Genomic DNA, 25,459 nt, shown 5'->3' with positions numbered 1-25,459 from the left:
ATCCGGGTAATTTTGTTGCACTGGCGGGTCGCTTTTCGCAATCCGCGCTGACTGGTTGCGGTAAAGCTTTGTCAATCCGGGTGAAAGCGACAAAGCGCGGGTGACTGGCCGGATTGCGAAAAATGCATGGCTTGCGGGAGTCATCATCCGGCTCTGAACGCAATTCCCTCTGTTAAGCGGACGCTGCCGCAGGAGGCAAAAGCGGAAGATCGCCTCTCTGGCAGGGTCAATCCCGGCCCGGGGCTGGTGGGCGCGATGTTCCTCCGGTGTCGGGCGGCTGAGCGCCAGACCTTCCCCGCCCCCATCCGGCGGAGCGGTCCTGATCTTCAGGGGCAACAGTGCCCCCTGAAAGAAAAAGGGCGCCGGATCTCTCCGGCGCCCTGTCATTCTGCAATCAGTTGCGGGCCTTGTCGACCATTTTGCCCTTGGAGATCCAGGGCATCATTTCGCGCAGTTTCGCACCGACCTTCTCGATCTGATGCTCGTCATTGGCGCGGCGCGAAGCTTTCAGCGTCGGCTGGCCAACGGCATTTTCCAGCATGAAGTCGCGGACGAACTTGCCCTGCTGGATATCGGCCAGCACTTCTTTCATGCGGGCTTTGGTCTCGTCATATTTCAGAATACGCGGGCCGGTGACATACTGGCCGTATTCTGCGGTGTTCGAGATCGAGTAATCCATATTGGCGATACCGCCTTCATAGATCAGGTCGACGATCAGCTTCACTTCGTGCAGGCATTCGAAGTAAGCCATCTCCGGCGCGTAACCGGCTTCAACCAGGGTCTCGAAGCCGCAACGGATCAGCTCGACCAGACCGCCGCAGAGCACGGCCTGCTCACCGAAGAGGTCGGTTTCGCATTCTTCGCGGAAATTGGTCTCGATGATGCCCGAACGACCGCCACCGATGGCCGAGCAATAGCTCAGACCGATGTCGAGCGCTTTGCCCGAAGCATTGGTGTGAACCGCCACGAGGCAGGGCACGCCGCCGCCTTTGGTGTATTCGCCGCGCACGGTATGGCCCGGGCCTTTCGGTGCCATCATGATGACGTCGACGCCGGCTTTCGGCTCGATCAGGCCGAAATGCACGTTCAGACCATGGGCGAATGCGATTGCAGCGCCTTCACGGATATTGTCGTGAACGTATTTCTTATAGGTTTCAGCCTGCAGCTCGTCGGGCATGGTGAACATGATCACGTCAGCCCAGGCAGCCGCTTCGGCAATGCCCATGACTTTCAGGCCTTCGCCTTCGGCTTTCTTGGCCGACGGCGAGCCTTCGCGCAGTGCGACGACGAGATTTTTCGCACCCGAATCGCGCAGGTTCAGCGCATGGGCATGGCCCTGGCTGCCATAGCCGAGGATCGCCACTTTCAGGTTCTTGATCAGGTTCACATCGCAGTCGCGATCGTAGTAGACGCGCATAACAGCACTCCTTTGCTGAAGATGGGGGCAGAATAGGAATATTTCTCGCGCGCTCCGTTCAAAAATCGCCCACATGACGGAAATATGAATATTATCATTCATCATTTTTGTATTTTGTGAAATAATCATGCAATGAGCCTTACACTCGACGATACAGACCGCCGCATCCTGCGCCACTGGCTGGCAGAACCGGATCTCGCCCGCAGCGATCTGGCGCTGCGCGCCGCTGTCACCCAGGCCACGCTCTGGCGCCGGATCGAGCGGCTGCGCGAGGCCGGTGTCCTCAGGGGCGAGACCTTGCAGATCGACTGGCGCGCACTTGGTTATGAGGTCGAGGTGTCGCTGCGCTTCACCCTCGACAAAACCGACCCGCGTGCCTTTGACGATTTCATCGATGCCGCGCGCGAGGTGCCCGAGGTGCTGGCGATTGAAACCTTCCTTGGTCGCGTCGATGTGCGCCTGAACGTGATCGCCCGCGACATGCAGCACTGGACAGAGGTCTACCGCGAAAAGATTCTTGCGCTTCCCCATATCGCCGAGGTTGACGCGCTGATGCTGATCTCAACGATCAAGGATGACAGCGCCCTGCCCTTGTGACCCATCGCCGTTCATCCAGACTTAGCCGATCATCATAAAACTGGTGAAAAAGGCCAGATCCAAAGGAAAATGCACCTCACCCGGCTATCTGCTTTACTACTCGGGTGGCAATGGGCACGGCTATACCCTCGATGTGATCGTGGTGGATGGGCGCCGGCAAGCATGACTACAGGCATCGGGCAAGACTGACGCAGGACGCCACTAAAGGAAAAGGGAATGGCATGACCACCGCCGGACTGGATGAGACCGACCGCGCCATTTTGCGCGACCTTGCGATGGACGCAAATCTCGGCGCGGGCGAAATCGGCCGGCGCCATGGTCTGTCGCAACCCGCCACCTGGCGACGCATCCGGCGGCTGGAAGAGACCGGCGTGATCAAAGGCCGCCGGGTCGAGGTTGACCGCGCAAGCCTTGGCTTTGGCGTGACGGTGTTCCTGGGGATCAAACTGGCGACCAAAGGCCGCGTCAGCCTTGAGGATTTCGAACGCGCCGCCACCGCCATCCCCGAAGTCCAGGTCGTGCAGCACGTGCTGGGCCTGTTCGACTACCGCCTGCGCGTCGTCGCCCGCGATCTTGCGGATTTCGAGCGTGTGCTGCGGCGGCGGGTGATGACGCTGCCCGGGGTCGGAAATGTCGAGGCCAATGTCGTGCTGACCGAAGAGCGCCGTCCCGGACCTTTTGGCTGATCCTTCAGCGTGAAATTCCGGTGGCGCAGCCCTGCTCGCGGCGCTAGCGTCACGCTGCCACAGGAGGAATACTATGAAACTGCCGCATGACCATATCGACCCCGAGGGGCTGGAGGAGTTTTCGGTCGTCTTCACCGACCGTTCGCTGAATCATATGTCAGCGCGGTTCCAGCAGGTGATGCGCGATGTCTCGGGCTGGCTGCGCGAGGTCTATAATGGCAGCGCCGTGGCACTCGTCCCCGGCGGCGGCACCTATGCGATGGAATCCGTCGCACGCCAGTTCGGGAGTGGTCGCGTCCTGGTGGTGCGCAACGGATTTTTCTCGTTCCGCTGGAGCCAGATCTTCGACATGGGTGGTTTTGCGAGCGAGGTCGAGGTCGCCATGGCGCGCGCCGCCGGCAATGACCCGACCTCGCCTTTCGCGCCGCCTCCCGTCGGGGAAGTGGTCGCGAGGATCCGCGAAACCAGGCCAGACGCCGTTTTCGCGCCGCATGTCGAAACCGCCTCCGGCATCATCCTTCCCGATGATTACATCCGCCAGATCGGCGAGGCTGCCCGCGAGGTCGGTGCGCTGTTTGTGCTTGATTGCATCGCATCGGGCACGATCTGGGTCGATATGGCGGCACTCTCGGTCGATGTGCTGATTTCCGCGCCGCAAAAGGGCTGGTCGTCTTCGCCCGCCGCCGGGATCGTGGTGCTGGGCCCGCGCGCCGAGGAACGTCTCGCAAACACCACTTCGAACAGTTTCGCGCTGGATCTGAAGAAATGGCGCGCGATCATGAAGGCCTATGAAGATGGCGGCCACGCCTATCATGCCACCATGCCAACCGATGCGATCCTCGCCTTCCGCGACGCGATGCAGGAAACCCGCGAGATGGGGCTGGACGCCGCGAAAGAGGCGCAATGGGATCTGGGCCGCAAAGTCCGCGCCGCGCTGGCCGCGCGCGGCATCCGCTCGGTCGCGGCCGAAGGTTTTGCAGCCCCCGGCGTTGTGGTCAGCTATACTGACGACCCCGCCATCCAGAACGGCGCCAAATTCCGCACCGAGGGGGTCCAGATCGCCGCAGGTGTGCCATTGCAGATCAATGAGGGCGAGACCTTCCGCAGCTTCCGGCTCGGGCTGTTCGGTCTCGACAAGCTGAAGGATGTCGATGGCACTGTCGCGCGGCTGACCCGTGCGCTTGACAAGGTGATCTGAGGATACCGGGTGATCTGAGGATCGGGGGGCCGTCTGGCCCCCCTTTTTTTCGGCGCTTTCAGCCAGGCCTTACGATTTCAACCCGGTCTCGCGCAAAATCCCGCGCCGCTTGGCCTCGTAATAATAGCCATTAGCATACCACTTCTCGGCCCGGTCCTGGCTGCCATCCGAGACCATCCAGGCGCCGCGGAGATATTTTCCGGCATAGCGCAGATTGGTCTCGGCATTCAGCAACCCTTCCGGCGGCCCATTATAGCCCATGGTCCTTGCGGTCTGCGGATGGATCTGCAGCAGACCGTAATAGGGCCCGTTGCGCGCCGCCGGATTATAGCCGCTCTCGCGCCTGATCATCCGGTGCAAAAGGCTCTCCGGGATCTGATGCTCTGCCGCATATTTGCGGATCAGGGCCCGCATCTCGGGCGTCTCCCCGGCATTAAGCCCCTGTGATGACGACGGCCCGGCGGGTTGCCGGCGGGAACAGGCCACGAGGGCAAGGGGCGCAACAAGAGCAAGGGCAAGCAAAGAGCGGCGGTCCAGATGCATCCTGAGGGCTTTCGGGTAAGGGGTTCAGATCTGACGGGCGGGGCTTTGCTCTCTCCGGCCCAGGACAGTCCCGGTCTTTCGCGAGCCTTGTCGCGCGGGTTTATGCGCTCGCCCGTCTTCCGGCAAGGGCAAGGCCGGACCCCTGATTGCGCAACGGCAGACCCTTGCCGGTGCCCGCTGTCATGCCCCTGTTTCACTCGACCGCCAGGAAGAGGTAACGCCCCGGAGACCGTCCGTCACCAGGGGGTTGCACAGGGGTCGCGCCCATATATAGTCGGCTCGTCCGGATCGGTGGAACAGTTTGGGCCAAAGCCCTCTCCGCCGCCCGGACCGACCGGGCCAAATACGGTGCGGCCATACCAGCTGTAGGCAGGAGCCGACGGATATGGAAGGCAGGAGCTCTGGATATAAGGCGAGTGAGGCCGGGGTTGCGGCAGGCCTTGTGCCGCGCTGCGGCTGCTTTCTGCCCCATGCCCGTCTTCACAGCCCCCGCCCCCGTCGCAGCTGCCCCTTTCCCCGCAGCCTTCGCGTCACCCGGCTTTGGTCCGGGCATCGCCGCGCAACCGGCCCCTTCTTCCGGCAAAGTTGCAGCTGGCCGCATCCCGGTCAGCACACGATCCGTCCTGTCAGCCAGATGAACACGCAGACGAGCCTTCGGACGACATCATCGAGAAATCCATATCGGGCGCGTGCTGGTCACGCGCCTTTTTCTTTTTCCCCAGCCGGCCGCAGCCGGGTTTGCTCTGCCCCGGGAAACGCCCCGCGGCGGATGGCAGAGAGTAATATGTGATGGCGATACAGACCCTTGTCCTGAATTCAGACTTCCGCCCCCTGTCCTGCAATCCGCCCTCATCCTGGCACTGGAAGGATGCGGTGACGGCCATCATCCTGAACCGGGTGAGCCTTGTGGCCGAATATGACCATGTGGTGCGTTCACCCAGCATCACGATGCGCGTGCCAAGCGTGGTCGCGCTGAAACAATATCAGCGGCTGGATGGCTGGCCAGCCTTTACCCGCTTCAACATCTATTGCCGCGACAAATGGCTGTGCCAGTATTGTGGCCGGCGGTTTTTGTCGGATCAGCTGACTTTCGACCATGTCCAGCCACGCTCGCGCGGCGGGCGGTCGTCCTGGGAAAATATCGTCGCCGCCTGCGCGCCCTGCAACCACCGCAAAGCCAACCGGACCCCGAAAGAGGCCGGGATGAAACTCCTGCGCGCACCTTACACCCCGACCCGCCGCGAACTGGTCATGGCCGCGCCACGCTATCCGCAATCGGACGTTCATCACAGCTGGCTCGATTTCCTCTATTGGGACAGCGAGCTGGAGAGCTGATCTGTGCGACGCCAGGGTTTGTGTAAAATCTAACATTGAAAGCACCGGAACCGGGTTTCTGTTAGTTGCGACTATGCATCGGATTCACAATTTGCCGATTTTCGGCAGTTTCTAGGATCAGCAGGTCGGACCATGCTCGTGCCTGGCCATTCCTCGGTATGAGCCACGGTTGATTTGAGCTTAGCTCTTCGATTCAGAGTCGCCGAGGTCTTCAATGTTGTCGAAATCACTTAGAATTTCAGCAGTTCGGATGCGATCAAGAGTGTCTTCGATGCTCTCATAGGGCTGTCCTGGCCGAATGTGGCGTCGGATACCTTCATAATGTTTGCGCGCCGCAACCCTCGACGCGGTGCGCGTCAGATGGAGCCGCACGGCTAGGCTTTCCGGACTATCGCAGCCCTCTCTGACGGCTGCGCTCAGTGAGGCGAGCACACTTGAAATAGGTGTTTCATCTCCGGCGGCGCGCAAGCGCGCTGCGACCAGTCGCCCGGGAAGTCCCGCGAGAAACGCAAGATCGGGAACAAGCCGTGAGGCAAACACTCGGGCGTTTTTACACTTTTTGAGATTAGCAGTGGGTCCGAGGAATGCCCTTTCAATCTCGCACAAAGGGGCTCCCGACATCCAGATCGGCCAAAGCTTACGAAGCCATTTCAACGCGAGTTTTCCGCGTGCCTCGTCATCGCTGAGTTTTTTGTAGGCAGTGCCGAACATCTCCTCCAGGCTCTCAGGGCGCACCAAGATGAGCAACTGGCGCGGATGAGTATCGAGCCAGTCGAGCAACCCCACGACCACCTCTTTCGTCGTTCCAGAAAAGTCATCGGCATCAACTCGTTCAATCATCTGTTGCAGTATTGATGCGGGGAGCCCTGTTGCTCCTGCGACCTGCTCGAGCCAACGGTCAGATTCCGGCAGATCTAGCTTTGTCCGGGCAGCTAGGGCGGACGCAATGCGCGTGCTCGTCCAATCGGCATCGGCGGCAATGATCGCGCGATATGCGCTGAAGCTCTTGCGGAGTAACGCCTCCGCTGGGTCGCTATCTGTCCCCGCGATCGATAGTGGCAGCTTGCTTAGCAAATAAGCTGATGAGCCGGTTTGTGTGACCCCGTCATGGATACGGTCGAGCACCACCTTCAGCGGGTCATCAATGACAAGACACTGGTCAGCCTGCTCAAAGATTGACTGCAACTCCATCCAATGACCACTGATCTGATTATTCCTGTCATCGAAGTCGATGACTTTGCTCGGAACCAGCAGGACAAAACCCTGTGCTCCCTCTCCGGCTCGGCCAGCTCGCCCGGCGGCGTTCAAGAGCTCATGTGCTTCGAGCTTTTGCATCTTGTCGGCTTCTGAATCGAACCGGCTGTCGCCAGAAATGATGACCGCCTCGCTCGGCAGGTTCATCCCTTGCGCAAGGGTCGAGGTCGCGAAAAGCACCTTGATACCGTCGGGCCGTCGAAAGAGGCTTTCGTGCAATTCGCGCTCTTCGCGCAACAGAAGTGCGTGATGGCTAGCAGTCCCCGTCCTGAGAGTTCCATCCGCGGCCAGCTGCATATAGCAGTATTGAGATCCTCCCATCTCCTCCACTGCGAGGGTTCGCCAAGCCTGTTCTTCCTCTGTGAGTGTGATCTGGCTGGCCGCTATTCGAGCTGGGAAGTGCTTTACACAGCTCTCACAAAAAACGGTGGTCTGGACAAAAACCAACGTCTTCATACCCGAGGTCGCCGCAGCTGCCGCAATCGAGCTACTCGTCTCATTGCCATTCGGCGTGAGATACCATGTTCCGCGCTTTGAACGCCCTGCGGTCAGTAAGCCGCGCCCCTCAAGGAGCTGAAGCAATGCATAGTCGTCGCGATCTGTCGTCGACCAGGTCTGGAGTAGACTGAAAAGACCAAAGGGTCGGGCGAGCAATTTATTCTTCACCGAAGCAGGCAAAGTGCTGCGATCCGGATACTCGGCGCCAGCTTTAGCGAGGACCTTCTTGAGCGCACTAATCTGTTCGGCAGGGTAGACAATGCAGCCACGCACCTGGCGCGTTGGCTTCCAGCTCAGGTCGAGCGTGAGACATGGGCGACCGGTCAGATAGGCAAGCCATCCAGCGATCTCCCCCGTGTTTTTCATCATGGCGGAGAGAAGGAGCAAGTCCGCTGCGGGTGCCACGCTCGTAAGGTTGAGAATAGCGAGCATCGCATCAAGCCCGCGACGACTTCGATCATCATCCCTGGGATGCAAAAGATGACATTCGTCGAAGACAATAAGTCCCAGATCAGAGAAGGCCTCCCGATCCACAGAGAGTAACATCAGGCAACGTTCGGGCGTCATTACTGTGACTTCTCCGAGCGCCACGTCTTCACCAACTCCGTGTTCATCGTCGACATCGGCAAGAACGCTGTAGTCGTGGAACGTGCCTGCAAGCGACCTCTGAGTCTGCCCGACGAGTGCATGGGTCGGAGCAAGGAAGATGACCCGCTCTCCACGCAGCAATGCAGTCGCAATTTTCAGTTCCGCGAGCGTCGATTTGCCACCGCCGGTCGGAAAGCTAATGGCCGAAGATACGCCCTGTTCAAGGTATCCCTTATTGATTGCTTCACGATGGTTGCGCCAAAGATAGGGACGTTTTCGGGCCATTCGGCGAAGCGTTTGCCACCAACCGTGTTCATCAACATCTCCCGGAGTCTGAACGCGGCTGATCGCCGTCGCCAGAAGGTCCCCTTCGAGTCCGAGCATTAGGTTGGCTAGATGAAGAGGGCCAGGATATAGGCTGAGCAGCGTTTCACCAACGGCGCCCCCACCATCAAGCGGCTCCTTCGCAAGAGCACGCACCTGCGCAAACAGGACGTTGGCGGGTGTGATACCACCAAGCTCTGGCGATACATCCGTGCGCATGGTCAGTTGTCGGGCGAGATTGGTGACACCACGCAGAAGTAGTAGACGGAGCGCATTCAGAGCGCGGAGGCCGAGATCCAGCCGATCCAGCTCATGTCGAACTCCACATGATAATAGGGGCAACTCCAGAGTTTTGCGCTGAGCGGTTCGAGCAGAGGCCGGGTGGCCTCCGTCAGGCCGAAGGTTTGCCCCCGGCTGAACGAGGGGTAAGAAGGAGGCGCTCGTCGTTCGGGATCGAACCACCTTATTGAATCCTCGAATAGCGGGTCGCCTATACATCGCCCCCATGGCCGCCGTCCTCGGAACTGCCGGGCCCGACTTTCATTTCGAAAAGAGCCCTATCCGAGACACGCATGTCTTCCGGGTCGTGCAGATCCTTCCATTCCAAAGAAAGCGTCACACCATCAAACCGTAGGATCACACAACGAGACAACTCATCCCGCGATCATAGGGTCTAAAGAGGTTAGTTTGCACGGATGGCCTGTAAGCCGGATTCTGTCCAGGCAGTTGCCTGCCCTGGATGACCATTCCTCTGCCCCCGCCCTTACGGACGGGATCCAGCTGCCAACCCGGGCCTCTCGGGCTGAAGCATCCCTGCGGCGGTATCGGGCGGACCCGACCTGCCCCGCGCGAGGCCCCTATTCGGCATTGCTCCGGGCGGGGCTTGCCATGCCATTCCTGTTGCCAGGACCGCGGTGGGCTCTTACCCCACCGTTTCACCATCACCGCACCGGTCTCCGACCGAGGCCGGCGGCGCGGCTGTCTCTTCTCTGTTGCGCTTTCCCTCGGGTTACCCCGGCCGGGAGTTACCCGGCGCCCTTGCTTCATGGAGTCCGGACTTTCCTCGGCACGACGCTTGCGCGCCCCCCGCGGTCATCCGGCCATCCGTGCGAGGCGGGGCTTAGGCCCCTGCCCGGCTGTCGTCAAGCGCCATCGGCGGAAATCGCGGCCAGAACCCCTTGGGCAAGGCGGATATCCTGCGTCCCGACCGGCCCGCGGCCCCAGGGGCGGAACCGCAGACGGAAGGCGCGCAAAAGCAGCTCCGGCTCCTGTGCCGGATTATAGCCGATTTCAGTCAGCAGATTGCTGAACTCAGTGCCGCCCCCTGCCCCTGCCGCTGTCCCTACCTGAGGCCGCAGCGCAAGGCCCTGGCGCGCAAGACGCAGCCAGTCAAAATGGGGGCCGGGGTCGATTTTGCGATCCGGCGCGATGTCGGAATGGGCCAGAACACCCGCCGGGGAGATGTTCCAGCGCGCCATGATCCCGCTGAGGAGATCCTCCAGCGCCGACATCTGCGGCTCGGGAAAAGGATGTGTGCCGCGATTGGCGAGCTCGATACCGATGGAATGACTGTTCACATCGTCAATGCCACGCCAGTAGCTGCGCCCGGCATGCCAGGCCCGCGCTGCTTCGGAGACCAAAGCCTCGCTCCGGCCATCCTCGGCAATCAGCCAATGGGCCGAGACCTCGTAATCCGGGTCACAAAGCCGCGCCCGGGCAGCCTGAGCGCTCTCCATCGCGGTGTAATGCAGGATGATCAGCGAAGGCCGCACCCCACCCCGCCGCGCGCCGAAATTCGGCGACGGGAAGGCGGTCACTGCAATGCGGTGCGGAACGGGCGTGGATCCCAGCCACAGGCGAAACCGTCGCCATCGGGATCAAGGCCCAAGCGATCCTTGTCCGGGCCGCCGCGCGCCAGGAAATCCTGCTGCGCCAGATCCGGAGACGGATATTTCGCACAGGCAATCATCGGATCTTTCGAGCTGCGACCGCGACTATACATCTGCACACCCGGCGCATGGGTGGTCGCAAGCGCGAATTCGACGATATTCGGCCCGCTCTCGCCAGGGCGCACCGGCAGCGCGCCGGGCTGGACCACGACATATTCAGCGCGGTTCCGGGCGATCCGCTCGGCATCCGACGCGATGGATTCGCGGGCGGCCACGGCGGTGAAATCATTCTCATCCGAGATGGTCGGATTGGAATGGACCAGCTCCCCCGATTCCTCTTTGATCCCGGCCGGCGCATTGCCCCGCGGGCGCGCGCCACCGGTGCTGGCGGGAGGCACATAATTCGTATTCGGCGTGATTGCACTGATCGGGGCGGTCGGGGTGCTGCCATCGGCACGGTCAATCGCCGCTGCCGCCGCGGTCGGATCAAAACCGGTTCTGGCCGGAGTCGCCGCCGCAGGCGCCGCAGCCTGACCCGTGCCGCTGTTGGAGTTGCGGATATAAGAGTTGTAATCCTGAAAGCCGACGCCGCTGCCGGAATCGGGGACCGAAGGCGTGCAGGCCGCAAGCCCCAGAACGCCCAGAACGGCAGCGCCTTTACGTGAAAAACCCGAAATGATCTGCCGGCGGGTGGTCATCGCGTCCTCATGTAAAACGGCAAAGCAGCGCACCACAGACGTGTTATCCGACCGGAAAACCGGGCGGCGCGGGTGCATATCCGGCGGCAATTACCACCATTTTTGCGGCTTGGCTACAAATCCTGCTGCGCGTTCCAGCACATAGGCGTGATTGAGAAGCCCGGCCTCATCCCAGGGACGGCCGATCAGTTGCAGCCCGAGCGGCAGACCTTTGGCATCCAGCCCGACCGGAACCGAGATCCCCGGCAGGCCGGCAAGGTTCACCGTCACGGTGAAGACATCGTTGAGATACATCTCGACCGGATCGGCCGAGGCCATCTCGCCCAGCCCGAAGGCCGAAGAGGGCGTCGCGGGTGTCAGGATCGCATCGACCCCGGCCTCGAAGACCTTCTCGAAATCCTGTTTGATCAGGGCGCGGACGCGGCGGGCGCGGTTGTAATAGGCGTCATAAAAGCCCGCAGACAGCACATAGGTGCCGATCATGATCCGGCGCTGCACCTCAGACCCGAAGCCCTCGGCGCGGGTCTTTTCATACATCTCGGTGATGCCATCGCCAGGGCCAAGCTTGGCGCGATGCCCGTAGCGCACCCCGTCATAGCGGGCGAGGTTCGACGAGGCCTCGGCGGGCGCGATCACGTAATAGGCCGGCAGTGCATATTTCGAATGCGGCAGGCTGATCCCGCGCACTTCGGCGCCCGCGTCTTTGAGCATGGCAATGCCCTGCTCCCAGAGCGCATCAATCTCGGCCGGGATGCCGTCGAGACGGTATTCCTTCGGGATACCGATGACTTTGCCGCGAATATCGCCGGTCAGGGCCGCCTCGAAATCGGGGACGGCCTGCTCGGAGCTCGTCGAATCTTTCGGGTCATAGCCCGACATGGATTGCAGGAAGATCGCCGCATCACGGACCGATTTGGTCATCGGACCGGCCTGGTCCAGCGAAGAAGCAAAGGCGATCACCCCCCAGCGGGAGACACGGCCATAGGTCGGTTTGATACCCACAATGCCGGTGAAAGCCGCCGGCTGACGGATCGAGCCGCCGGTATCGGTGCCGGTCGCCGCCAGACAGAGATCCGCCGCCACTGCCGAGGCCGAACCGCCCGAAGAGCCGCCCGGCGTCAGTTTGCGGTCATCGATCTTCCACGGGTTCACGGCGGGGCCGTAAACCGAGGTCTCATTCGACGACCCCATGGCGAATTCGTCCATGTTCAGTTTGCCGAGCATCACCGCGCCATCCGCGAACAGCTTCGTGGTGACGGTCGACTCATATTCCGGCTTAAACCCTTCGAGGATGCCAGATGCAGCCTGGGAATTCACGCCTTTGGTGCAGAAAAGATCCTTGATCCCCAGCGGGATGCCGCACAAAGACGGCGCGTCCCCGGCTTTGAGCCGCGCATCCGCCGCCCGCGCCTGTTCCAGCGCGATCTCGGGGGTTTTATGCACGAAGGCGCCAAGCGCATCGCCCGCGTCGATCGCGGTCAGGCAGGACATGGTCAGATCGACGGCGGAAATCTCGCCTTTCCTGAGCGCATCACGCGCCTTTTCGATCGTCCAGCTGTTCGACTCGGAGGTCACGCTCATTCCACCACCTTCGGCACGGCAAAGAAGCCTTCACGGGCTTCGGGGGCATTTTTCAGAACCTGGGCCTGGATATTGCCATCGGTGACGACATCCTCGCGCCGGCGCAGCCGCATCGGCGTGACCGAAACCATCGGTTCGATGCCGGTCACATCGACCTCGTTCAGCTGTTCCATGAAAGTGAGAATGCCGGAGAGATCGCGTGCAAGATCGGGAAGCGCTGCTTCCTCGACCCGGATGCGGGCAAGCTTCGCCACTTTCCGCGCGGTATCAATGTCGATGGACATGGATCAGACCCTTTTAAGCTCCGGCCCCGTTTAGCGAGCGCTTTGCGGCTGTGCAAGGCAAAGGCTGGACAGTCTGCCTCTGTCCGGCCTCAGGCTGCGGCGGGCAAATTCTGGTCGGGATGATAGGCGGCCGGAAAGAGAATTCGAACCGAGCGGTTCGAAAACACTGGAAACCTGTCATAATGGGCGGGTAAGTTACCGCCTGCAAAACAGAACAGGAGAAACTGCCGTGAAAATCACATGGCTCGGACATTCCGGTTTCCGCATCGAAATCGAACAGGCGGTTCTTCTGGTGGATCCCTGGCTGACCGGCAATCCGCTTTTCCCCGCCGACTCGCGCGCCGAGGCCGTGGCGGGTGCCACACATATCCTGCTGACCCATGCCCATGGCGATCATGCCGCCGATGCTGCCGGCCTGTCTCAGGAACTGCAGATCCCGGTCGCCTGTATTCATGAAGTTTCGGTCTGGCTGAAGGGCCGGGGTGCCTCGACAATCGGCTTTGGCAAGGGCGGCACTATCGATTGCGGCGGCGCCAAAGTGACGATGGTGAACGCCACCCATTCGGCCTCGGTCGATTTCGGCGGCGGCGCGCTATTGCCCGCCGGATCCGCCGCCGGTTTCATGATCAGGGGCGAAGGCCGCACCATCTATGTTTCGGGCGATACCGATATCATGGCCGATATGGCCTGGATGGGAGAGCTGCATCAGCCGGAGATCGGCATTCTCGCCTGCGGCGGGCATTACACGATGGATATGGAGCGTGCCGCCTGGGCTGCGCGGAAATATTTCAACTTCCGCTTCGTGATTCCCTGCCATTACAAGACCTTCCCGCTGCTGGCGCAGAATGCCGATCCCCTGCGCGCCGGCCTGCCGCCCGGCGTCGAAGTGATCGAACCCGTCGTGCTGGAGCCGATTTCGTTCTGACCCGACCTGCGGAGACGCCATCAAGGGTCGCGATTTGCCCAAAACCAGCCCTGCGGCCACCTTCATCGGGGTGGCCGCATCTTTCCCGGGCGTTATGAGACCGGCGCGGTGATTGGGATCGTGGAAGGCCGCGGCCCGGGCCACTGTCCGTGCGGGACGTCTTGCTTAAAGTCCCAGGCTTGGCAGTTGCGACGGTAACCATCATGGCTGCCAGTGCCATGCCCCCCCCGCTCACGCACGGGTTCCGGCCCTTACTCTGTCCTGACGTCAGCCCTGGCTTTCGCGTCGGGCGGCAAAGAAATCGCGCAGCAGCCGTCCGGCCTCGACCTCGCCGATTCCATCCAGCACTTCGGGCACGTGATGGCATTGCGGATGGCTGAAGACCCGCGCGCCCACGGTCACGCCCCCGGATTTGGGATCCGCCGCGCCATAAACCAGCCGCGCGATCCGGGCCGCCGAAATCGCAGCCGCACACATCGGACAGGGCTCCAGCGTCACATAGAGAAGACAGTCCTGCAGCCGCTCCTGCCCGAGGCGCCGGCACGCCTCGCGGATCACCAGCATCTCGGCATGTGCGGTCGGGTCTTTCAGCTCGCGCGTCCGGTTCCCGGCCCGGGCCAGAATCTCGCCCGCGCCCGAGACCAGTACCGCCCCCACCGGCACCTCGCCGCGCAAAGCCGCAGCCCGCGCCTCTTCCAGCGCAAGGTCCATATGGGATCGAAAGACCACGCCGCATTGTCCTTTCATCTGTCCTGAAATATCCTTGGGGCAACGAGTCAAAAAATCCGGGGCGCAGACTTCCCCTGGCTTCTGCTCTTCCTCAAAAGGTCGCCTCCCATGCCGGAAAACACAAGTCCTCCCGCCCGGGACCCGAATGGCACGCCCGATGGCGAACGCATTGCCAAGCTGCTGTCGCGCCGGGGCGTCGCCTCGCGGCGTGAGGCCGAGCGGCTGATCGAGGCGGGCGAAGTCACCGTCAATGGCAAGGTCATCACCAGCCCGGCGCTGAATGTAACCGGAACCGAGCGTATCACCATTTCCGGCAGGCTTCTGCCCGAAGAGGAAGAAGCGCGGCTCTGGCTTTATTACAAACCCGAGGGTCTTGTGACGAGCGCGTCGGATGAAAAGGGCCGCGACACCGTTTTCGACCACCTCCCCGAGGATATGCCGCGGGTGATGTCGGTCGGGCGGCTCGATCTTAATTCCGAGGGGCTTTTGCTGCTCACGAATGATGGCGGGCTGAAACGGCGGCTGGAACTGCCGTCGACCGGCTGGCTGCGGAAATACCGGGTTCGCGTCAATGGTCAGGCCGATGACCTGAAATTGCAGATCCTGCGCGATGGAATCACCATCGAGGGCGAGCGGTTCAAACCGATGCAGGTCACCATCGACCGGCAGCAGGGCGCCAATGCCTGGCTGACCGTGGGCCTGCGCGAGGGTAAAAACCGCGAGATCCGTCGCGCGATGAATGCCATCGACCTTTATGTGAACCGGCTGATCCGGGTCTCTTATGGCCCCTTCCGGCTGGGAAGCCTGGAACCGGGCCAGGTCGAAGAGGTCAAGGCCCGCGTGCTGCGCGACCAGCTGGGCGAGATCGCGGCTGACGAGGCGGCAGCAGAGGCCATCCGCAAGCGCCCTGCCCTGACACGGGTGCGGGCCGGAAAGCCTGCACCGGCAAGACCAGCAGCAGGCAAGCCTGAGCGCGCCGGGGCCGAACGCGCCTCCCCCGCGGCCCGTCCCGTCAGATCCGCCAGTGCGGTCAGGACCGCCAGCGCTGACAGACCGGCCAATGCGACCAGATCGGCCTTCCCGGCCACGGAGAGGGGCGCGCGCACGGCCTCGCGTGCAACAACGGGCGCCGCATCCACCGACGCGGCCGGAAAACCGGCCACCGCCAAAAAGAAGTCCGGCCTTACCGCACGCGAATATTTTACCCACCGGGCGGAAGCTGCCGGGCGCAAAGACAGCGAGGGCTCTGGCGGCAGTTCCTATCAGCCAAAACCTCCCGCACGCAGCACGGGCGACGCTGCGCGTCCCGTCCGGGCTCCTGGCATGACAAATCGCCGCCCGGCATCAGCCGGGGCCGACCCGGTCTCTGACCGGTCCGCGCCGCGCAAACCACGCGCCCCGAAGCTTGTCAGCACCCGCAATGCGCCGGCGACCACCGGCGCGCGCCCCTCGCGCAGCCCCGCCAAACCCGGCGGCCCCACCCGGCCCGGCACACCTTCCGGTCGCGGCGGCCCGGGACGCAAGGGATAGGATGTAAACGGACCTGTGCGTTTCGCGCCCCCCATTCCTCGTGAGGGGCTGCACATACCGGAGGCTCCCGCCCTGCGGCGGGGCATCCGGGAGGCGAGACAAGGCCAATAATCACTCGATATCAATGAGGTATATCGGCAGGGCGCGCTGCCACCCGAGGCGATGGTGCCAGAATGCCTTGCCCCTCATGCCGCATCGCGGAATAGCGGATCCGGTGCACTGCGCACTGAAGGGCGCGGGCCAGACACAACCGGGAAATCGGGCGGAAGATTCCCGCCCATGCGCCCTGTCTCAGACTGGCAAGCTGCAAATCCATTCGCTAGGATTGCGGCAACCGACCGTTATTTCCGGAACCCAGAATGTCCGAATCCGGCCTGCGCACCCTCTCGCTGGCGATTCTGATCGCCCTTGTTTTCTATGTCGCCGGTTCGGGAGGAATGTGATGGCCGCTCAACGCTTTGGCGGGAAATACAGCCCCGATGGCACCCCGCCCGCCGGTGCGGGATCCGGCCCACACCCGCCAATCCCGCGCGCGGCCCCGGGGACGGAAAAGCCAGTCGGTGGCTGGCGCGCCACATTCCTGTTTCTCTCGGCCTTTATCTTCCTTTTCCCCGCTTTTGGAGAAGAGCCCGGCGCGATGCTGCTGAGCCTGCTTGCCGGCGGCGGCCTGATCCTGAGCGCCTGGCTCACCCGTGAGGGCATGCGCGCCCGCGCAGCCTTTAACGCCCGCCGGGTCGCGCGCCGCCCCGCGATGCCGAGGATCCTGTTCGGCGCCATCGCCACCGGGGCCGCGCTGTTCATCGGCGGGCTGATCGGGCATGGGATCTCGCTTTATCCGATCCTGTTTGGTCTCGCCGGTGCCGGGCTGCATATCGGCACCTTCGGATTTGATCCCTGGACCGACAAGGGGATGGAGGGCGTCGACCGGTTTCAGACCGACCGTGTGGCCCGCGCCCTGGCCGGAGCCGAGAAGACGCTCGCGCAGATGAAAGACGCAATCCTGCGCGCCCGCGACCGCCAGCTAGAGGCCCGGGTTGATCGTTTCATCGCCCAGACAAGAGGGCTCATGCAAAGGGTCGAGGAAGATCCCGGTGATCTGACCGCCGCGCGCCGCTATCTGACCGTCTACCTGGAAGGCGCCCGCGATGCGACGGTGAAATTCGCCGATTTATGGGCGATCCGCCCCGACCCGCAGGCCCGCGCAGATTATGAACAATTGCTGACCGATCTGGAAACCACCTTTGCCAGCCGCTCGGAACGCCTGCTTGGAAATGACCGCGACAATCTCGATATCGAGATTTCCGTGCTGCGTGACCGGCTGAAATTCGAGACGCCCTCCGGCTCCAACCCTTCCTAAGTGTGAGATTTTGCCATGACCGAGAACACCACCCGCGCCGCCGCCGAGGCCACCCTGGCCGAGGTCGAGAAGGTCACCGCCGTCATCCTGCCGGAACCGACGGGCGAAATCGTGCCGCTGGAAGCCGCCTCGCCCGACAAGGCCGCAGCGATTGAAAAGCGCATGGGCGAGCTGGATCTGACCAATACGCAGTCGATCATCTCGTTCGGCTCTTCGGCCCAGGCCGAATTGCAGGTGATCAGCCAGGAAATGCTCCAGGATGTGAAGAACAAGGATGTCGGCCCGGCCGGCGACAGCCTGCGCAAAATCGTCACCACCATTCGCGGGTTTTCGACCGCTGAGCTGGACCTGCGCCGCGAAAGCTCGTGGTGGGAGCGTCTGCTGGGCCGCGCCGCGCCCTTTGCGGATTTCGTCGCGAAATATGAGGATGTCCAAAGCCAGATCGACAAGGTCACGGGCGAATTGCTCGGCCATGAGACGAAGCTTCTGAAAGACATCAAATCGCTGGATCTGCTTTACGCGAAAACCCTGAATTTCTATGATGAGCTGGGGCTTTACATTGCGGCGGGAGAGGCAAAGCTGAAAGAGACCGACGCGGTCGCAATCCCGGCGAAAGAGGCCGAGGTCGCGGCGGCGCCCGAGAACGACAAGATGATCAGATCGCAGGAGCTGCGCGATCTGCGCGCGGCGCGGGACGATCTGGAACGCCGGGTGCATGATCTGAAACTGACCCGCCAGGTCACCATGCAGTCGCTGCCTTCGATCCGGCTGGTGCAGGAAAACGACAAGTCGCTGGTGACGAAAATCAACTCGACGCTGGTCAACACCGTACCGCTCTGGGAGACGCAGCTTGCCCAGGCCGTCACCATCCAGCGGTCGAAAGAGGCGGCAGAGTCCATCCGCGACGCCAATGATCTGACCAACGAATTGCTGAAATCGAATGCCGAGAACCTTCAGCAGGCCAACCGTACCGTGCGCGAGGAAATGGAGCGTGGTGTCTTCGATATTGAAACGGTGAAACACGCGAATGAGACCCTGATCGCCACGATCAATGAAAGCCTGCAGATCGCGGATGAGGGCAAGGCGCGGCGCGCGGCTGCAGAGGTCGAGCTGCAGAAGATGGAAACCGATCTGCGCGAAACGCTGGCTTCGGCCCGGGCGCGGACGGCTGCGCCCGCCGCACAGCCGCAATCATGACGCCAACCCGGCGCAAGCGACTGCCCCTCTGGCCTGCCACCTTGCTGGTGGCGGGCCTTTCCGCCTGTGTGCCATCGGGTGGCCAGGCGCCGCAAAGGATCGGCCCGCCACCGCCCCGCCCCGTTGCTCCGGTCGCGGTGACGCCCGAGACACCGAAAAGCGCGGCGGCCCGTGCCTATTACGCCCAGGTGCAGAACTCGCTGTTGTCCCAGGGATTGCTGCGCACCGATGGCGGCGGCGTGGATACGCCTTTCGACGCCCGCATTCTCTCTGAAAATTTCATCCGCATTGCGCTTTACGATGAATACAGTCGCACCGGCGGGGCGTTTTCGCGCGGTGAAACCGCCTCGATCCTGCGCCGTTGGGATGTGCCGATCCGGTTTCAGATCCAGTTCGGCGCCTCTGTCTCCCCGGAGCGCCGCGCCACCGACCGCGCGCGGATCGCCTCTTATATCAAACGCCTTGCCGGCCTGACCGGCCACCCGATCACCCTTGTCGATCAGGGCGGCAATTTCACGCTGCATGTCGTCTCGGAAGACGAGCGCGAACAGCTTGGCCCCACGCTGCGCCGCGAGCTTCCCGGCCTCAGCCCCCAGGACGTGGCCGATGTGACCGGCATGGCCCAGACCACCTATTGCCTCGTCTATGCGCTCTCAGACGGAGACAGCGGCAATTATCGCCGCGCAGTCGCCGTGGTCCGGGCCGAACACCCCGATCTGCTGCGGCAATCCTGCTATCATGAGGAAATCGCGCAAGGCCTGGGGCTCGCCAATGACAGCCCGCGCGCGCGGCCCTCGATCTTTAATGATGACGAGGAATTCGCTCTGTTGACCAAACAGGACGAGCTGATGCTGAAGATCCTTTATGATCCGGAAATGTGGCCGGGCATGACCGAGGCAGAAGCGGCCCCGGTGGTGAAACGCATCGCGCAAAGACTGCTCGGGAGTGGCGCATGATCCGGGTTTCCTGCCTTCTGACCGCGACCGCGCTGCTGGCCGGCGCGGGCGAAGCGCAGGAGGCACCGCCAGACCCGCCCCTCGCCCTGCAACAACCGCCAGGCGCTGCAATGTCGGCGGCAGTGGTCGCGCAGACAGGCAGCCTTGGCTGGATGCAGGCGCAATCTGATTTCGCGCTAGAGTTTCGCGATGTGGGGCAGCTCACCCTTGCCCCTGGCGGGGTGATTGCGGTCGATCCGCTGACCTGGTCCGAAGCCGCGGATCTGCCCTGGATCGAGGTGCCCGCCGGCGCGGCACGGTTTTTGCTGGCGCTTGACCGGGATGAAGCGAGCGTCTCCAAAGCGCTGCTGGTTTTTTCCGATGCCGCCCCGACCTGCGGCGATGATGTTGCGACGATCCTTGTCGATACCGGCCTTGCCGGCTTTTTTGACAGATCCATGGCCGCAGCCGTCACCCGGTCGGCCGGGATCCTCGGCCCGGAAAAAGATCTCTATAATGGCTGGTTCGACCCGATGATCGGCGAGGTCTGGGTGGTGGGTCACATCCTGCCTCTGCCCGACAAGACTTTGATTCCCATCGCATCCTCTGGCTGGGGCGATGGCGGTTATCCGGTCGCGCGATTGCGATCGGCCACTGGTGAGACCGTCGCCCTCTATGCCGATTTCATGGGCAAAAACGCAGAGGGAGACTGGCTCCTGCCTACGGATTGCGGCACGTCATGACCGGCGCGCGGGAAGGTGCGGACGGGAGCAGCGATGAACATAGCGGCATCAGGCCCCGCCAGACGAAATTTCTCCTTCAATCCGGGCGCATGCGCGCTATTTTGACAAAGGCAGATGCGGCGCCGCCGGCCCGCGCGTGACAGAAAGGCTGAACCCATGGTCTTCGACTTCCTCAGGGGCGAGTTTATCGATGTCATCTCCTGGCTCGATGACACCCGCGACACCATGGTCTGGCGCTTTGAGCGTCGCGGCCAGGCCATCAAATACGGCGCGAAACTCACGGTCCGCGAGGGCCAGGCCGCGGTCTTCATCCATGAGGGTCAGCTGGCGGATGTCTTCGGACCCGGTCTCTACCAGCTTGAGACCAACAATATGCCGGTTCTGACCACGCTGCAGCATTGGGATCACGGCTTCCAGTCACCGTTCAAATCCGAGATCTATTTCGTCTCGACCACGCGGTTCAACGACCAGAAATGGGGCACGAAAAACCCGATCATGGCGCGCGATCCGGAATTCGGCCCGGTCCGGCTGCGGGCCTTCGGGACCTATTCGATGCGGGTCGCGGATCCCGGAAAATTCATGACCGAGATCGTCGGAACCGATGGCGAATTCACCGCCGACGAGATCTCGGTGCAAATCCGCAATATCATAGTCCAGGCGGCGAGCCAGGTGCTGGCGGCGTCACAGATCCCGGTGCTGGACATGGCCGCGAATACCGAAGATCTCGGCAAGCTGATCGCCGGAGCGATCACGCCCAAGGTCGCGGAATACGGGCTGAGCATTCCGGAATTCTACATTGAGAACATCAGCCTGCCGGAAGAAGTTGAAAAGGCGCTCGACAAGCGAACCTCGATGGGTGTGGTGGGCGATCTGAACAAATATATGCAGTTCAACGCAGCCGAGGCGATGGGCAATCCGGCCTCGGGGGCCGGCTCGGCGATGGCGACCGGGGCGGGCATGGCGATGGGGATGGGCATGGCCCAGAATATGGGCCCCTGGGGGGCACAGCCCGCCGCCGCCTCGCATGCTCCGCCGCCCCCGCCGCCGGTTGGCAAGGAATGGCATCTTGCCGAAAACGGCGCCACCAAGGGCCCGTTTACCGAAGCACAGCTTTCCGGGCTTGCCGCCTCGGGCCAGCTTGCACGCGGCACTATGGTCTGGGCGCAGGGGATGGAGGGCTGGAAACCCGCCGCCGAGACCGAGCTCGCCCGCCTCTTCTCACATCTGCCGCCGCCACCCCCGCCCGCAGGCTGAGCCATGCCCGCCTTCGGAGAACACCGCTGGCCCTGCAGCCAGTGCGGCGCACAGCTGCGTTATGCCCCGGGCCAGCGCGATCTGGTCTGTGAACATTGCGGCAATCACCAGCGCCTGCCCGATATCGCCCTCGCCGATCAGGACCGGGCGCTGGTCGAACATGACCTCGCCAGGGGGATCGCCGACGACCTGTCCTCTTCGGCGATGGAAGTGGTGCGGACCACGCGCTGCACCTCCTGCGGTGCGCTGATCGAGATGATCGGCGCCAGCCACGCCACCGAATGCCCCTTCTGTGCGACGCCTGTGGTGACCTCGACCGGCGAGACAAGGCAGATCAAGCCCCAGGCGCTGATCCCCTTCGTGCTTTCCGAACGCGAGGCGCGTGAAGCCCTGGTGAAATGGCTTGGCTCGCTCTGGTTCGCGCCGAACCGGTTGCTGGAATATACAAGGCGCGGGCGGGCGATGAATGGCGTCTATGTGCCCTGGTGGACCTTTGATGCCGAAACCCGCTCGCGTTATTCCGGCAGCCGGGGCGACGCCTATTACGTCTCGCGCACGGTTACGGTGAACGGCAAACGCGAGACCCGGCAGGAGCGCAGGATCCGCTGGACCTCGGTCTCCGGCCATGTCGCCCGCGATTTCGATGATGTCGGAGTGCTGGCCTCGCTGAGCGTGCCACCGCGCTATGCGAATGAGCTTGACCCCTGGGATCTGACGAGGCTGGTCCCCTACGCGCCGGATTATCTCGCCGGGTTTTCGGCCGAGGGCTATACTGTGCCGCTGGAACCCGCGAGCCTGCAATCGAAACAGAAAATGGCCCGTGTGATCGAAACGGATGTGCGCCGTGACATCGGCGGCGATGAACAGCGGATCTCCGGCATTGATACTGAATACAGCGGCGAGACCTTCAAACATATAATGCTGCCGATCTGGATGGCGGCCTATAAATACAACGGCAAAAGCTATCAGTTCCTCGTCAATGGCCAGACCGGCAAAGTCCAGGGCCAGCGCCCGTGGTCGGTCTGGAAAATCGCGCTTGCCGCTGTCGCCGCGGCGCTGGTTGCGGCCGCCTTGCTCTATGTGATGAAGGATGGCGATATCAGCATTGGCGGGCATGGGCTCGACTGGCTGGACTGAGGCAAACCCTGCCGGCCTTCGCCTCCTGCGCGCGTATTCAAGGCAAGAGGAAGCCCGCTCTTTCCTCCGGACCCGAATACTCCGGGCGGGCCCCTGCGGCGCCCCCTTCCGGGCGTTGACATGGGCGCGCCCGGCGCTCATAGCAGCCGCGTCACCAGAGGAAGGCAGGCGCATATGTCGATTGATCTCTCCCGCGTGCTGAGCGAGGCGCGTATTCCTGAATTGCCCTCGCCCTATTTCGGCAAAGTGCGCGATTGCTACGACCTGCCGGCGGATGCAGATTTCCCGAACGGGCGGCGTATCCTGATTTCCTCGGACCGGATTTCGGCCTTTGACCGCATTCTGGCCGCGATCCCGTGGAAGGGCCAGGTCCTGACCCAGACAGCACGCTGGTGGTTCGACCGCACGGCCGATATCTGCCCCAATCACGTCGTGGCCTATCCCGATCCGAATGTCGTTGTCGGACGTCATGTCAGCATTCTGCCCGTCGAAGTGGTCGTGCGCGGCTATCTGGCCGGCACCACCTCCACCTCGGTGCTGACCCAGTACAAGGCCGGCGCGCGAGAGATGTATGGCCACCGCCTTCCCGATGGTCTGCGCGACAATGAGGCCCTGCCCGGGGCCATCATCACCCCCACCTCGAAAGCCTTTGACGGCGGCCATGACGAGCCGCTGACGGCGGCAGAGATCGTCGCCCAGGGGCTCCTCACCCAGGCACAATGGGACGAGGTTTCGGACAAGGCGCTGGCCCTCTTTGCCTTTGGCCAGAAGGTCGCGGCAGAGCGCGGGCTGATCCTTGTGGATACGAAATATGAATTCGGCCTGGATGACCAGGGTCGCATCCTGCTTGCAGATGAGATCCACACCCCCGATTCCAGCCGCTACTGGATCGCCGATGGCTATCAGGAAGCGCTGACCACCGGCGCGCGCCCGCCGTCTTTCGACAAGGATGTGATCCGGTCCTGGGTCGCGACGCGCTGTGATCCCTATAAGGATCCGGTGCCGGAAATCCCCTCGGAGATGATCGCGAAGACCGCTGAGGTCTATATCACCGCCTATGAGCGGATCACCGGCGAGACCTTCCGCCCCGATATCTCGGGTGAAACGCCACTGGATCGGGTACGCTCCAATCTGGCACCGTATTTCACCGCCTGACAGCGCCGCAATGTTTGCGCTAACAATGCACAGGGAAACCGGGAGGGCGTGATGATTCTCTGCTGTGGTGAGGCGTTGATTGACATGTTGCCGCGGGTCTCAACCGCGGGAGAGGCCTGTTTCGCGCCCTATGCCGGGGGTGCGGTGTTCAACACCGCCATCGCGCTTGGGCGGCTTGGCACGCCGGTGGGGTTCTTTTCCGGGGTCTCGACCGATATGCTGGGCGAGATCCTGGCGGATACGCTGACGGCATCAAAGGTCGATACAAGCCTGCTTGCGCGCTCAGACCGGCCGACCACCGTGGCTTTTGTCAGACTGACCGATGGCCAGGCGAGCTATGCTTTTTACGACGAGGCCACCGCCGGGCGGATGCTGGCGACGACGGATCTTCCGGCCCTGCCCGACCGGATCCAGGCGCTGTTTTTCGGGGGAATCTCGCTGGTGAATGATCCGGCGGCCTCAAGCTATGAGGCGCTGCTGGCGCGCGAGGCCGGGCAGCGGCTGATCATGATCGATCCGAATATCCGTCCTGGCTTCATCGCGGGTCAGGAAGACCCCTACCGCACCCGCATCTCCCGGATGATCGCGCAAAGCGATATCGTGAAACTCTCGGATGAAGACCTCCACTGGCTGGAAGGTGCGGGCGACACGGAAGCGCTGGCTGCCCGCTTGTTGCGCCAGGGTCCGTCGCTGGTGCTGATCACCGAAGGCGCCAATGGCGCGCGGGCCATTTCCGCAGATGGCAGCCGTCACCGCCCGGCAGGACAGGTCACGGTGGTCGACACGGTCGGCGCGGGCGATACGTTCAATGCGGGCTTCCTCGCCGGTCTCGCCCACGAAGGCGCGCGGACCCGCGCGGGCCTTGCTGCGCTGACAGGGCCGCAGATCGACGCCTGCCTCGACCTTGGGATCCGGGCCGCCGGCATCACCGTCTCGCGCGCAGGCGCCAATCCGCCCTGGGCGCATGAAATCGGGTTGCGCGCGTGAGGGCCGTTTTGCAGCGTATCACCCACGCCGAAGTGGCGGTGGCGGGCGAGGTGGTCGGGCGCTCCGGCCCCGGGCTGATGATCCTGATCTGCGCCATGCAGGGCGATGACGAGGCGGTGGCGGCAAAACTGGCGGCGAAGATCGCAAAGATGCGGATCTTCAAAGACGACCAGGACAAGATGAACCTCTCGGTCAGGGATATCGGCGGCTCGGCGCTGGTGATCAGCCAGTTCACCCTGGCGGCTGATCTGCGCGGCAACAGGCCCGGCTTTTCGACCGCCTCGCCGCCCGAAGAGGGCAAGCGGCTCTATGAGCATTTCGCGACCAGTCTCACCCGCGAAGGGGTGCCGACTGAGACCGGAATTTTCGGCGCCGATATGGCGGTGAGCCTGACAAATGACGGGCCAGTCACCATCTGGATCGACAGTGCGGCAGGCTGAGCGCCGCCGGCCCTGCCTTGATTGCCCCGCGCTGCATAAAACGCATGATTTTCAGATTTTCGCAGCACCAGATGGCACCGGAATACCGCAGCTCTGACTGCGGCGTGGTGATTTCTGCCCTGCGGGAAAACCGCCATCGCCGCACGTCGCCGCGCATTCGGCCAACAGAAACGCGATT

General features: G+C 62.6%; 24 protein-coding genes and 1 other RNA gene. 16 read left to right on the top strand and 9 right to left on the bottom strand.

Annotation, left to right across the window (positions count from 1 at the left end; translation table 11 throughout):
• Positions 1 to 394 precede the first annotated feature (394 nt).
• Positions 395 to 1,417, bottom strand: a complete 1,023-nt coding sequence (gene ilvC / locus BLW25_RS05710; RefSeq protein ID WP_092897192.1) for a ketol-acid reductoisomerase — start codon at positions 1,415 to 1,417, stop codon at positions 395 to 397.
• A gap of 132 nt (positions 1,418 to 1,549) precedes the next feature.
• Here ilvC and BLW25_RS05705 point away from each other — a divergent pair, with 132 nt between their 5' ends.
• From BLW25_RS05705 to BLW25_RS05695, 4 genes are all read left to right on the top strand, one after another.
• The gene (locus BLW25_RS05705) at positions 1,550 to 2,014 is read left to right on the top strand and encodes an Lrp/AsnC family transcriptional regulator (protein WP_092897190.1); all 465 of its coding nucleotides are present in this window, start codon (positions 1,550 to 1,552) and stop codon (positions 2,012 to 2,014) included.
• A gap of 43 nt (positions 2,015 to 2,057) precedes the next feature.
• Positions 2,058 to 2,180: a hypothetical protein gene (locus BLW25_RS25200; protein ID WP_290438663.1), complete on the top strand. Its 123-nt coding sequence runs from the start codon at positions 2,058 to 2,060 to the stop codon at positions 2,178 to 2,180.
• A gap of 55 nt (positions 2,181 to 2,235) precedes the next feature.
• Positions 2,236 to 2,700, top strand: a complete 465-nt coding sequence (locus tag BLW25_RS05700) for an Lrp/AsnC family transcriptional regulator (RefSeq protein WP_092897188.1) — start codon at positions 2,236 to 2,238, stop codon at positions 2,698 to 2,700.
• 73 nt (positions 2,701 to 2,773) lie between these two features.
• Entirely contained in the window at positions 2,774 to 3,898 is a 1,125-nt protein-coding gene (locus tag BLW25_RS05695; RefSeq protein ID WP_092897186.1) for an aminotransferase class V-fold PLP-dependent enzyme, read from the top strand.
• Between the two features lie 69 nt (positions 3,899 to 3,967).
• On the opposite strand, the gene BLW25_RS05690 is transcribed toward BLW25_RS05695, so the two are convergent.
• On the bottom strand, positions 3,968 to 4,312 hold the full coding sequence (locus BLW25_RS05690) for a lytic transglycosylase domain-containing protein (protein ID WP_249495713.1): 345 nt from the start codon (positions 4,310 to 4,312) through the stop codon (positions 3,968 to 3,970).
• Between the two features lie 918 nt (positions 4,313 to 5,230).
• On the opposite strand from BLW25_RS05690, the gene BLW25_RS05685 reads away from it, so the two are divergent.
• Positions 5,231 to 5,776: an HNH endonuclease gene (locus BLW25_RS05685; protein ID WP_198836412.1), complete on the top strand. Its 546-nt coding sequence runs from the start codon at positions 5,231 to 5,233 to the stop codon at positions 5,774 to 5,776.
• Between the two features lie 180 nt (positions 5,777 to 5,956).
• Here the strand turns inward: BLW25_RS05685 and BLW25_RS05680 are convergent, their stop codons facing one another.
• The 6 genes from BLW25_RS05680 to gatC all read right to left on the bottom strand — a co-directional run bounded on the left by BLW25_RS05680 (position 5,957) and on the right by gatC (position 12,892).
• Positions 5,957 to 8,659 carry a DEAD/DEAH box helicase gene (locus BLW25_RS05680; RefSeq protein WP_216279336.1) on the bottom strand — a complete coding sequence of 901 codons (2,703 nt, stop codon included), beginning with the start codon at positions 8,657 to 8,659 and terminating at the stop codon, positions 5,957 to 5,959.
• 468 nt (positions 8,660 to 9,127) lie between these two features.
• Positions 9,128 to 9,548, bottom strand: an RNA gene (gene rnpB, locus BLW25_RS05675) — RNase P RNA component class A.
• Between the two features lie 34 nt (positions 9,549 to 9,582).
• On the bottom strand, positions 9,583 to 10,257 hold the full coding sequence (locus BLW25_RS05670) for an N-acetylmuramoyl-L-alanine amidase (protein WP_253188224.1): 675 nt from the start codon (positions 10,255 to 10,257) through the stop codon (positions 9,583 to 9,585).
• Positions 10,254 to 11,027, bottom strand: coding sequence for a hypothetical protein (locus BLW25_RS05665; protein WP_092901573.1), 774 nt, complete (start codon positions 11,025 to 11,027; stop codon positions 10,254 to 10,256). Before BLW25_RS05665 ends, BLW25_RS05670 begins: the two co-directional genes overlap by 4 nt.
• Before the next feature lie 90 nt (positions 11,028 to 11,117).
• Positions 11,118 to 12,608, bottom strand: a complete 1,491-nt coding sequence (gene gatA, locus BLW25_RS05660; RefSeq protein WP_092897178.1) for an Asp-tRNA(Asn)/Glu-tRNA(Gln) amidotransferase subunit GatA — start codon at positions 12,606 to 12,608, stop codon at positions 11,118 to 11,120.
• On the bottom strand, positions 12,605 to 12,892 hold the full coding sequence (gene gatC / locus BLW25_RS05655) for an Asp-tRNA(Asn)/Glu-tRNA(Gln) amidotransferase subunit GatC (protein WP_092897176.1): 288 nt from the start codon (positions 12,890 to 12,892) through the stop codon (positions 12,605 to 12,607). The genes gatA and gatC overlap by 4 nt, the downstream gene beginning before the upstream one ends.
• A gap of 229 nt (positions 12,893 to 13,121) precedes the next feature.
• On the opposite strand from gatC, the gene BLW25_RS05650 reads away from it, so the two are divergent.
• On the top strand, positions 13,122 to 13,817 hold the full coding sequence (locus BLW25_RS05650) for a metal-dependent hydrolase (protein ID WP_092897174.1): 696 nt from the start codon (positions 13,122 to 13,124) through the stop codon (positions 13,815 to 13,817).
• Positions 13,818 to 14,084: 267 nt separating this feature from the next.
• Here the strand turns inward: BLW25_RS05650 and BLW25_RS05645 are convergent, their stop codons facing one another.
• Positions 14,085 to 14,546: a nucleoside deaminase gene (locus tag BLW25_RS05645; protein WP_092901569.1), complete on the bottom strand. Its 462-nt coding sequence runs from the start codon at positions 14,544 to 14,546 to the stop codon at positions 14,085 to 14,087.
• A gap of 108 nt (positions 14,547 to 14,654) precedes the next feature.
• Between BLW25_RS05645 and BLW25_RS05640 the strand changes: the two genes are divergently transcribed.
• The 10 genes from BLW25_RS05640 to dtd all read left to right on the top strand — a co-directional run bounded on the left by BLW25_RS05640 (position 14,655) and on the right by dtd (position 25,281).
• Positions 14,655 to 16,076, top strand: coding sequence for a pseudouridine synthase (locus BLW25_RS05640; protein ID WP_092897172.1), 1,422 nt, complete (start codon positions 14,655 to 14,657; stop codon positions 16,074 to 16,076).
• A gap of 442 nt (positions 16,077 to 16,518) precedes the next feature.
• Positions 16,519 to 17,433, top strand: coding sequence for a 5-bromo-4-chloroindolyl phosphate hydrolysis family protein (locus BLW25_RS05635; protein WP_092897170.1), 915 nt, complete (start codon positions 16,519 to 16,521; stop codon positions 17,431 to 17,433).
• Between the two features lie 15 nt (positions 17,434 to 17,448).
• Positions 17,449 to 18,630, top strand: a complete 1,182-nt coding sequence (locus BLW25_RS05630; protein ID WP_092897168.1) for a toxic anion resistance protein — start codon at positions 17,449 to 17,451, stop codon at positions 18,628 to 18,630.
• A complete protein-coding gene (locus BLW25_RS05625) occupies positions 18,627 to 19,586 on the top strand; it encodes a DUF2927 domain-containing protein (protein ID WP_092897166.1) in 960 nt (319 codons plus the stop codon). Before BLW25_RS05630 ends, BLW25_RS05625 begins: the two co-directional genes overlap by 4 nt.
• Positions 19,583 to 20,308, top strand: a complete 726-nt coding sequence (locus tag BLW25_RS05620) for a DUF4241 domain-containing protein (protein WP_092897164.1) — start codon at positions 19,583 to 19,585, stop codon at positions 20,306 to 20,308. The genes BLW25_RS05625 and BLW25_RS05620 overlap by 4 nt, the downstream gene beginning before the upstream one ends.
• A gap of 156 nt (positions 20,309 to 20,464) precedes the next feature.
• Entirely contained in the window at positions 20,465 to 21,562 is a 1,098-nt protein-coding gene (locus BLW25_RS05615; protein WP_092897162.1) for an SPFH domain-containing protein, read from the top strand.
• A 3-nt stretch (positions 21,563 to 21,565) separates the two neighbouring features.
• Positions 21,566 to 22,699 (top strand): TFIIB-type zinc ribbon-containing protein, encoded by a 1,134-nt coding sequence (locus tag BLW25_RS05610; protein ID WP_092897160.1) that lies wholly within the window; start codon positions 21,566 to 21,568, stop codon positions 22,697 to 22,699.
• Between the two features lie 174 nt (positions 22,700 to 22,873).
• Complete coding sequence (locus BLW25_RS05605; protein ID WP_092897158.1) at positions 22,874 to 23,854, top strand: phosphoribosylaminoimidazolesuccinocarboxamide synthase; 981 nt, start codon at positions 22,874 to 22,876, stop codon at positions 23,852 to 23,854.
• Positions 23,855 to 23,905: 51 nt separating this feature from the next.
• A complete protein-coding gene (locus BLW25_RS05600) occupies positions 23,906 to 24,841 on the top strand; it encodes a carbohydrate kinase family protein (RefSeq protein ID WP_092897156.1) in 936 nt (311 codons plus the stop codon).
• A complete protein-coding gene (dtd, locus tag BLW25_RS05595; RefSeq protein ID WP_092897154.1) occupies positions 24,838 to 25,281 on the top strand; it encodes a D-aminoacyl-tRNA deacylase in 444 nt (147 codons plus the stop codon). Before BLW25_RS05600 ends, dtd begins: the two co-directional genes overlap by 4 nt.
• Positions 25,282 to 25,459: the final 178 nt, after the last annotated feature.

The organism is Rhodobacter sp. 24-YEA-8 (assembly GCF_900105075.1).
GTDB lineage: Bacteria > Pseudomonadota > Alphaproteobacteria > Rhodobacterales > Rhodobacteraceae > Pseudogemmobacter.
This window is presented reverse-complemented; position numbering and strand designations above follow the sequence as displayed.

Coding starts and splice junctions, on each gene's coding strand:
- BLW25_RS05700 (WP_092897188.1), top strand. CDS start 2,236: ATGACCACCGCCGGACTGGATGAGACCGACCGCGCCATTTTGCGCGAC.
- BLW25_RS05600 (WP_092897156.1), top strand. CDS start 23,906: ATGATTCTCTGCTGTGGTGAGGCGTTGATTGACATGTTGCCGCGGGTC.
- BLW25_RS05630 (WP_092897168.1), top strand. CDS start 17,449: ATGACCGAGAACACCACCCGCGCCGCCGCCGAGGCCACCCTGGCCGAG.
- BLW25_RS05620 (WP_092897164.1), top strand. CDS start 19,583: ATGATCCGGGTTTCCTGCCTTCTGACCGCGACCGCGCTGCTGGCCGGC.
- BLW25_RS05690 (WP_249495713.1), bottom strand. CDS start 4,312: ATGCGGGCCCTGATCCGCAAATATGCGGCAGAGCATCAGATCCCGGAG.
- BLW25_RS05605 (WP_092897158.1), top strand. CDS start 22,874: ATGTCGATTGATCTCTCCCGCGTGCTGAGCGAGGCGCGTATTCCTGAA.
- BLW25_RS05635 (WP_092897170.1), top strand. CDS start 16,519: ATGGCCGCTCAACGCTTTGGCGGGAAATACAGCCCCGATGGCACCCCG.
- BLW25_RS05625 (WP_092897166.1), top strand. CDS start 18,627: ATGACGCCAACCCGGCGCAAGCGACTGCCCCTCTGGCCTGCCACCTTG.
- gatA (WP_092897178.1), bottom strand. CDS start 12,608: ATGAGCGTGACCTCCGAGTCGAACAGCTGGACGATCGAAAAGGCGCGT.
- BLW25_RS05685 (WP_198836412.1), top strand. CDS start 5,231: ATGGCGATACAGACCCTTGTCCTGAATTCAGACTTCCGCCCCCTGTCC.
- ilvC (WP_092897192.1), bottom strand. CDS start 1,417: ATGCGCGTCTACTACGATCGCGACTGCGATGTGAACCTGATCAAGAAC.
- BLW25_RS05680 (WP_216279336.1), bottom strand. CDS start 8,659: ATGCGCACGGATGTATCGCCAGAGCTTGGTGGTATCACACCCGCCAAC.
- BLW25_RS05695 (WP_092897186.1), top strand. CDS start 2,774: ATGAAACTGCCGCATGACCATATCGACCCCGAGGGGCTGGAGGAGTTT.
- gatC (WP_092897176.1), bottom strand. CDS start 12,892: ATGTCCATCGACATTGATACCGCGCGGAAAGTGGCGAAGCTTGCCCGC.
- BLW25_RS05705 (WP_092897190.1), top strand. CDS start 1,550: ATGAGCCTTACACTCGACGATACAGACCGCCGCATCCTGCGCCACTGG.
- BLW25_RS05640 (WP_092897172.1), top strand. CDS start 14,655: ATGCCGGAAAACACAAGTCCTCCCGCCCGGGACCCGAATGGCACGCCC.
- BLW25_RS05665 (WP_092901573.1), bottom strand. CDS start 11,027: ATGACCACCCGCCGGCAGATCATTTCGGGTTTTTCACGTAAAGGCGCT.
- BLW25_RS05615 (WP_092897162.1), top strand. CDS start 20,465: ATGGTCTTCGACTTCCTCAGGGGCGAGTTTATCGATGTCATCTCCTGG.
- BLW25_RS05610 (WP_092897160.1), top strand. CDS start 21,566: ATGCCCGCCTTCGGAGAACACCGCTGGCCCTGCAGCCAGTGCGGCGCA.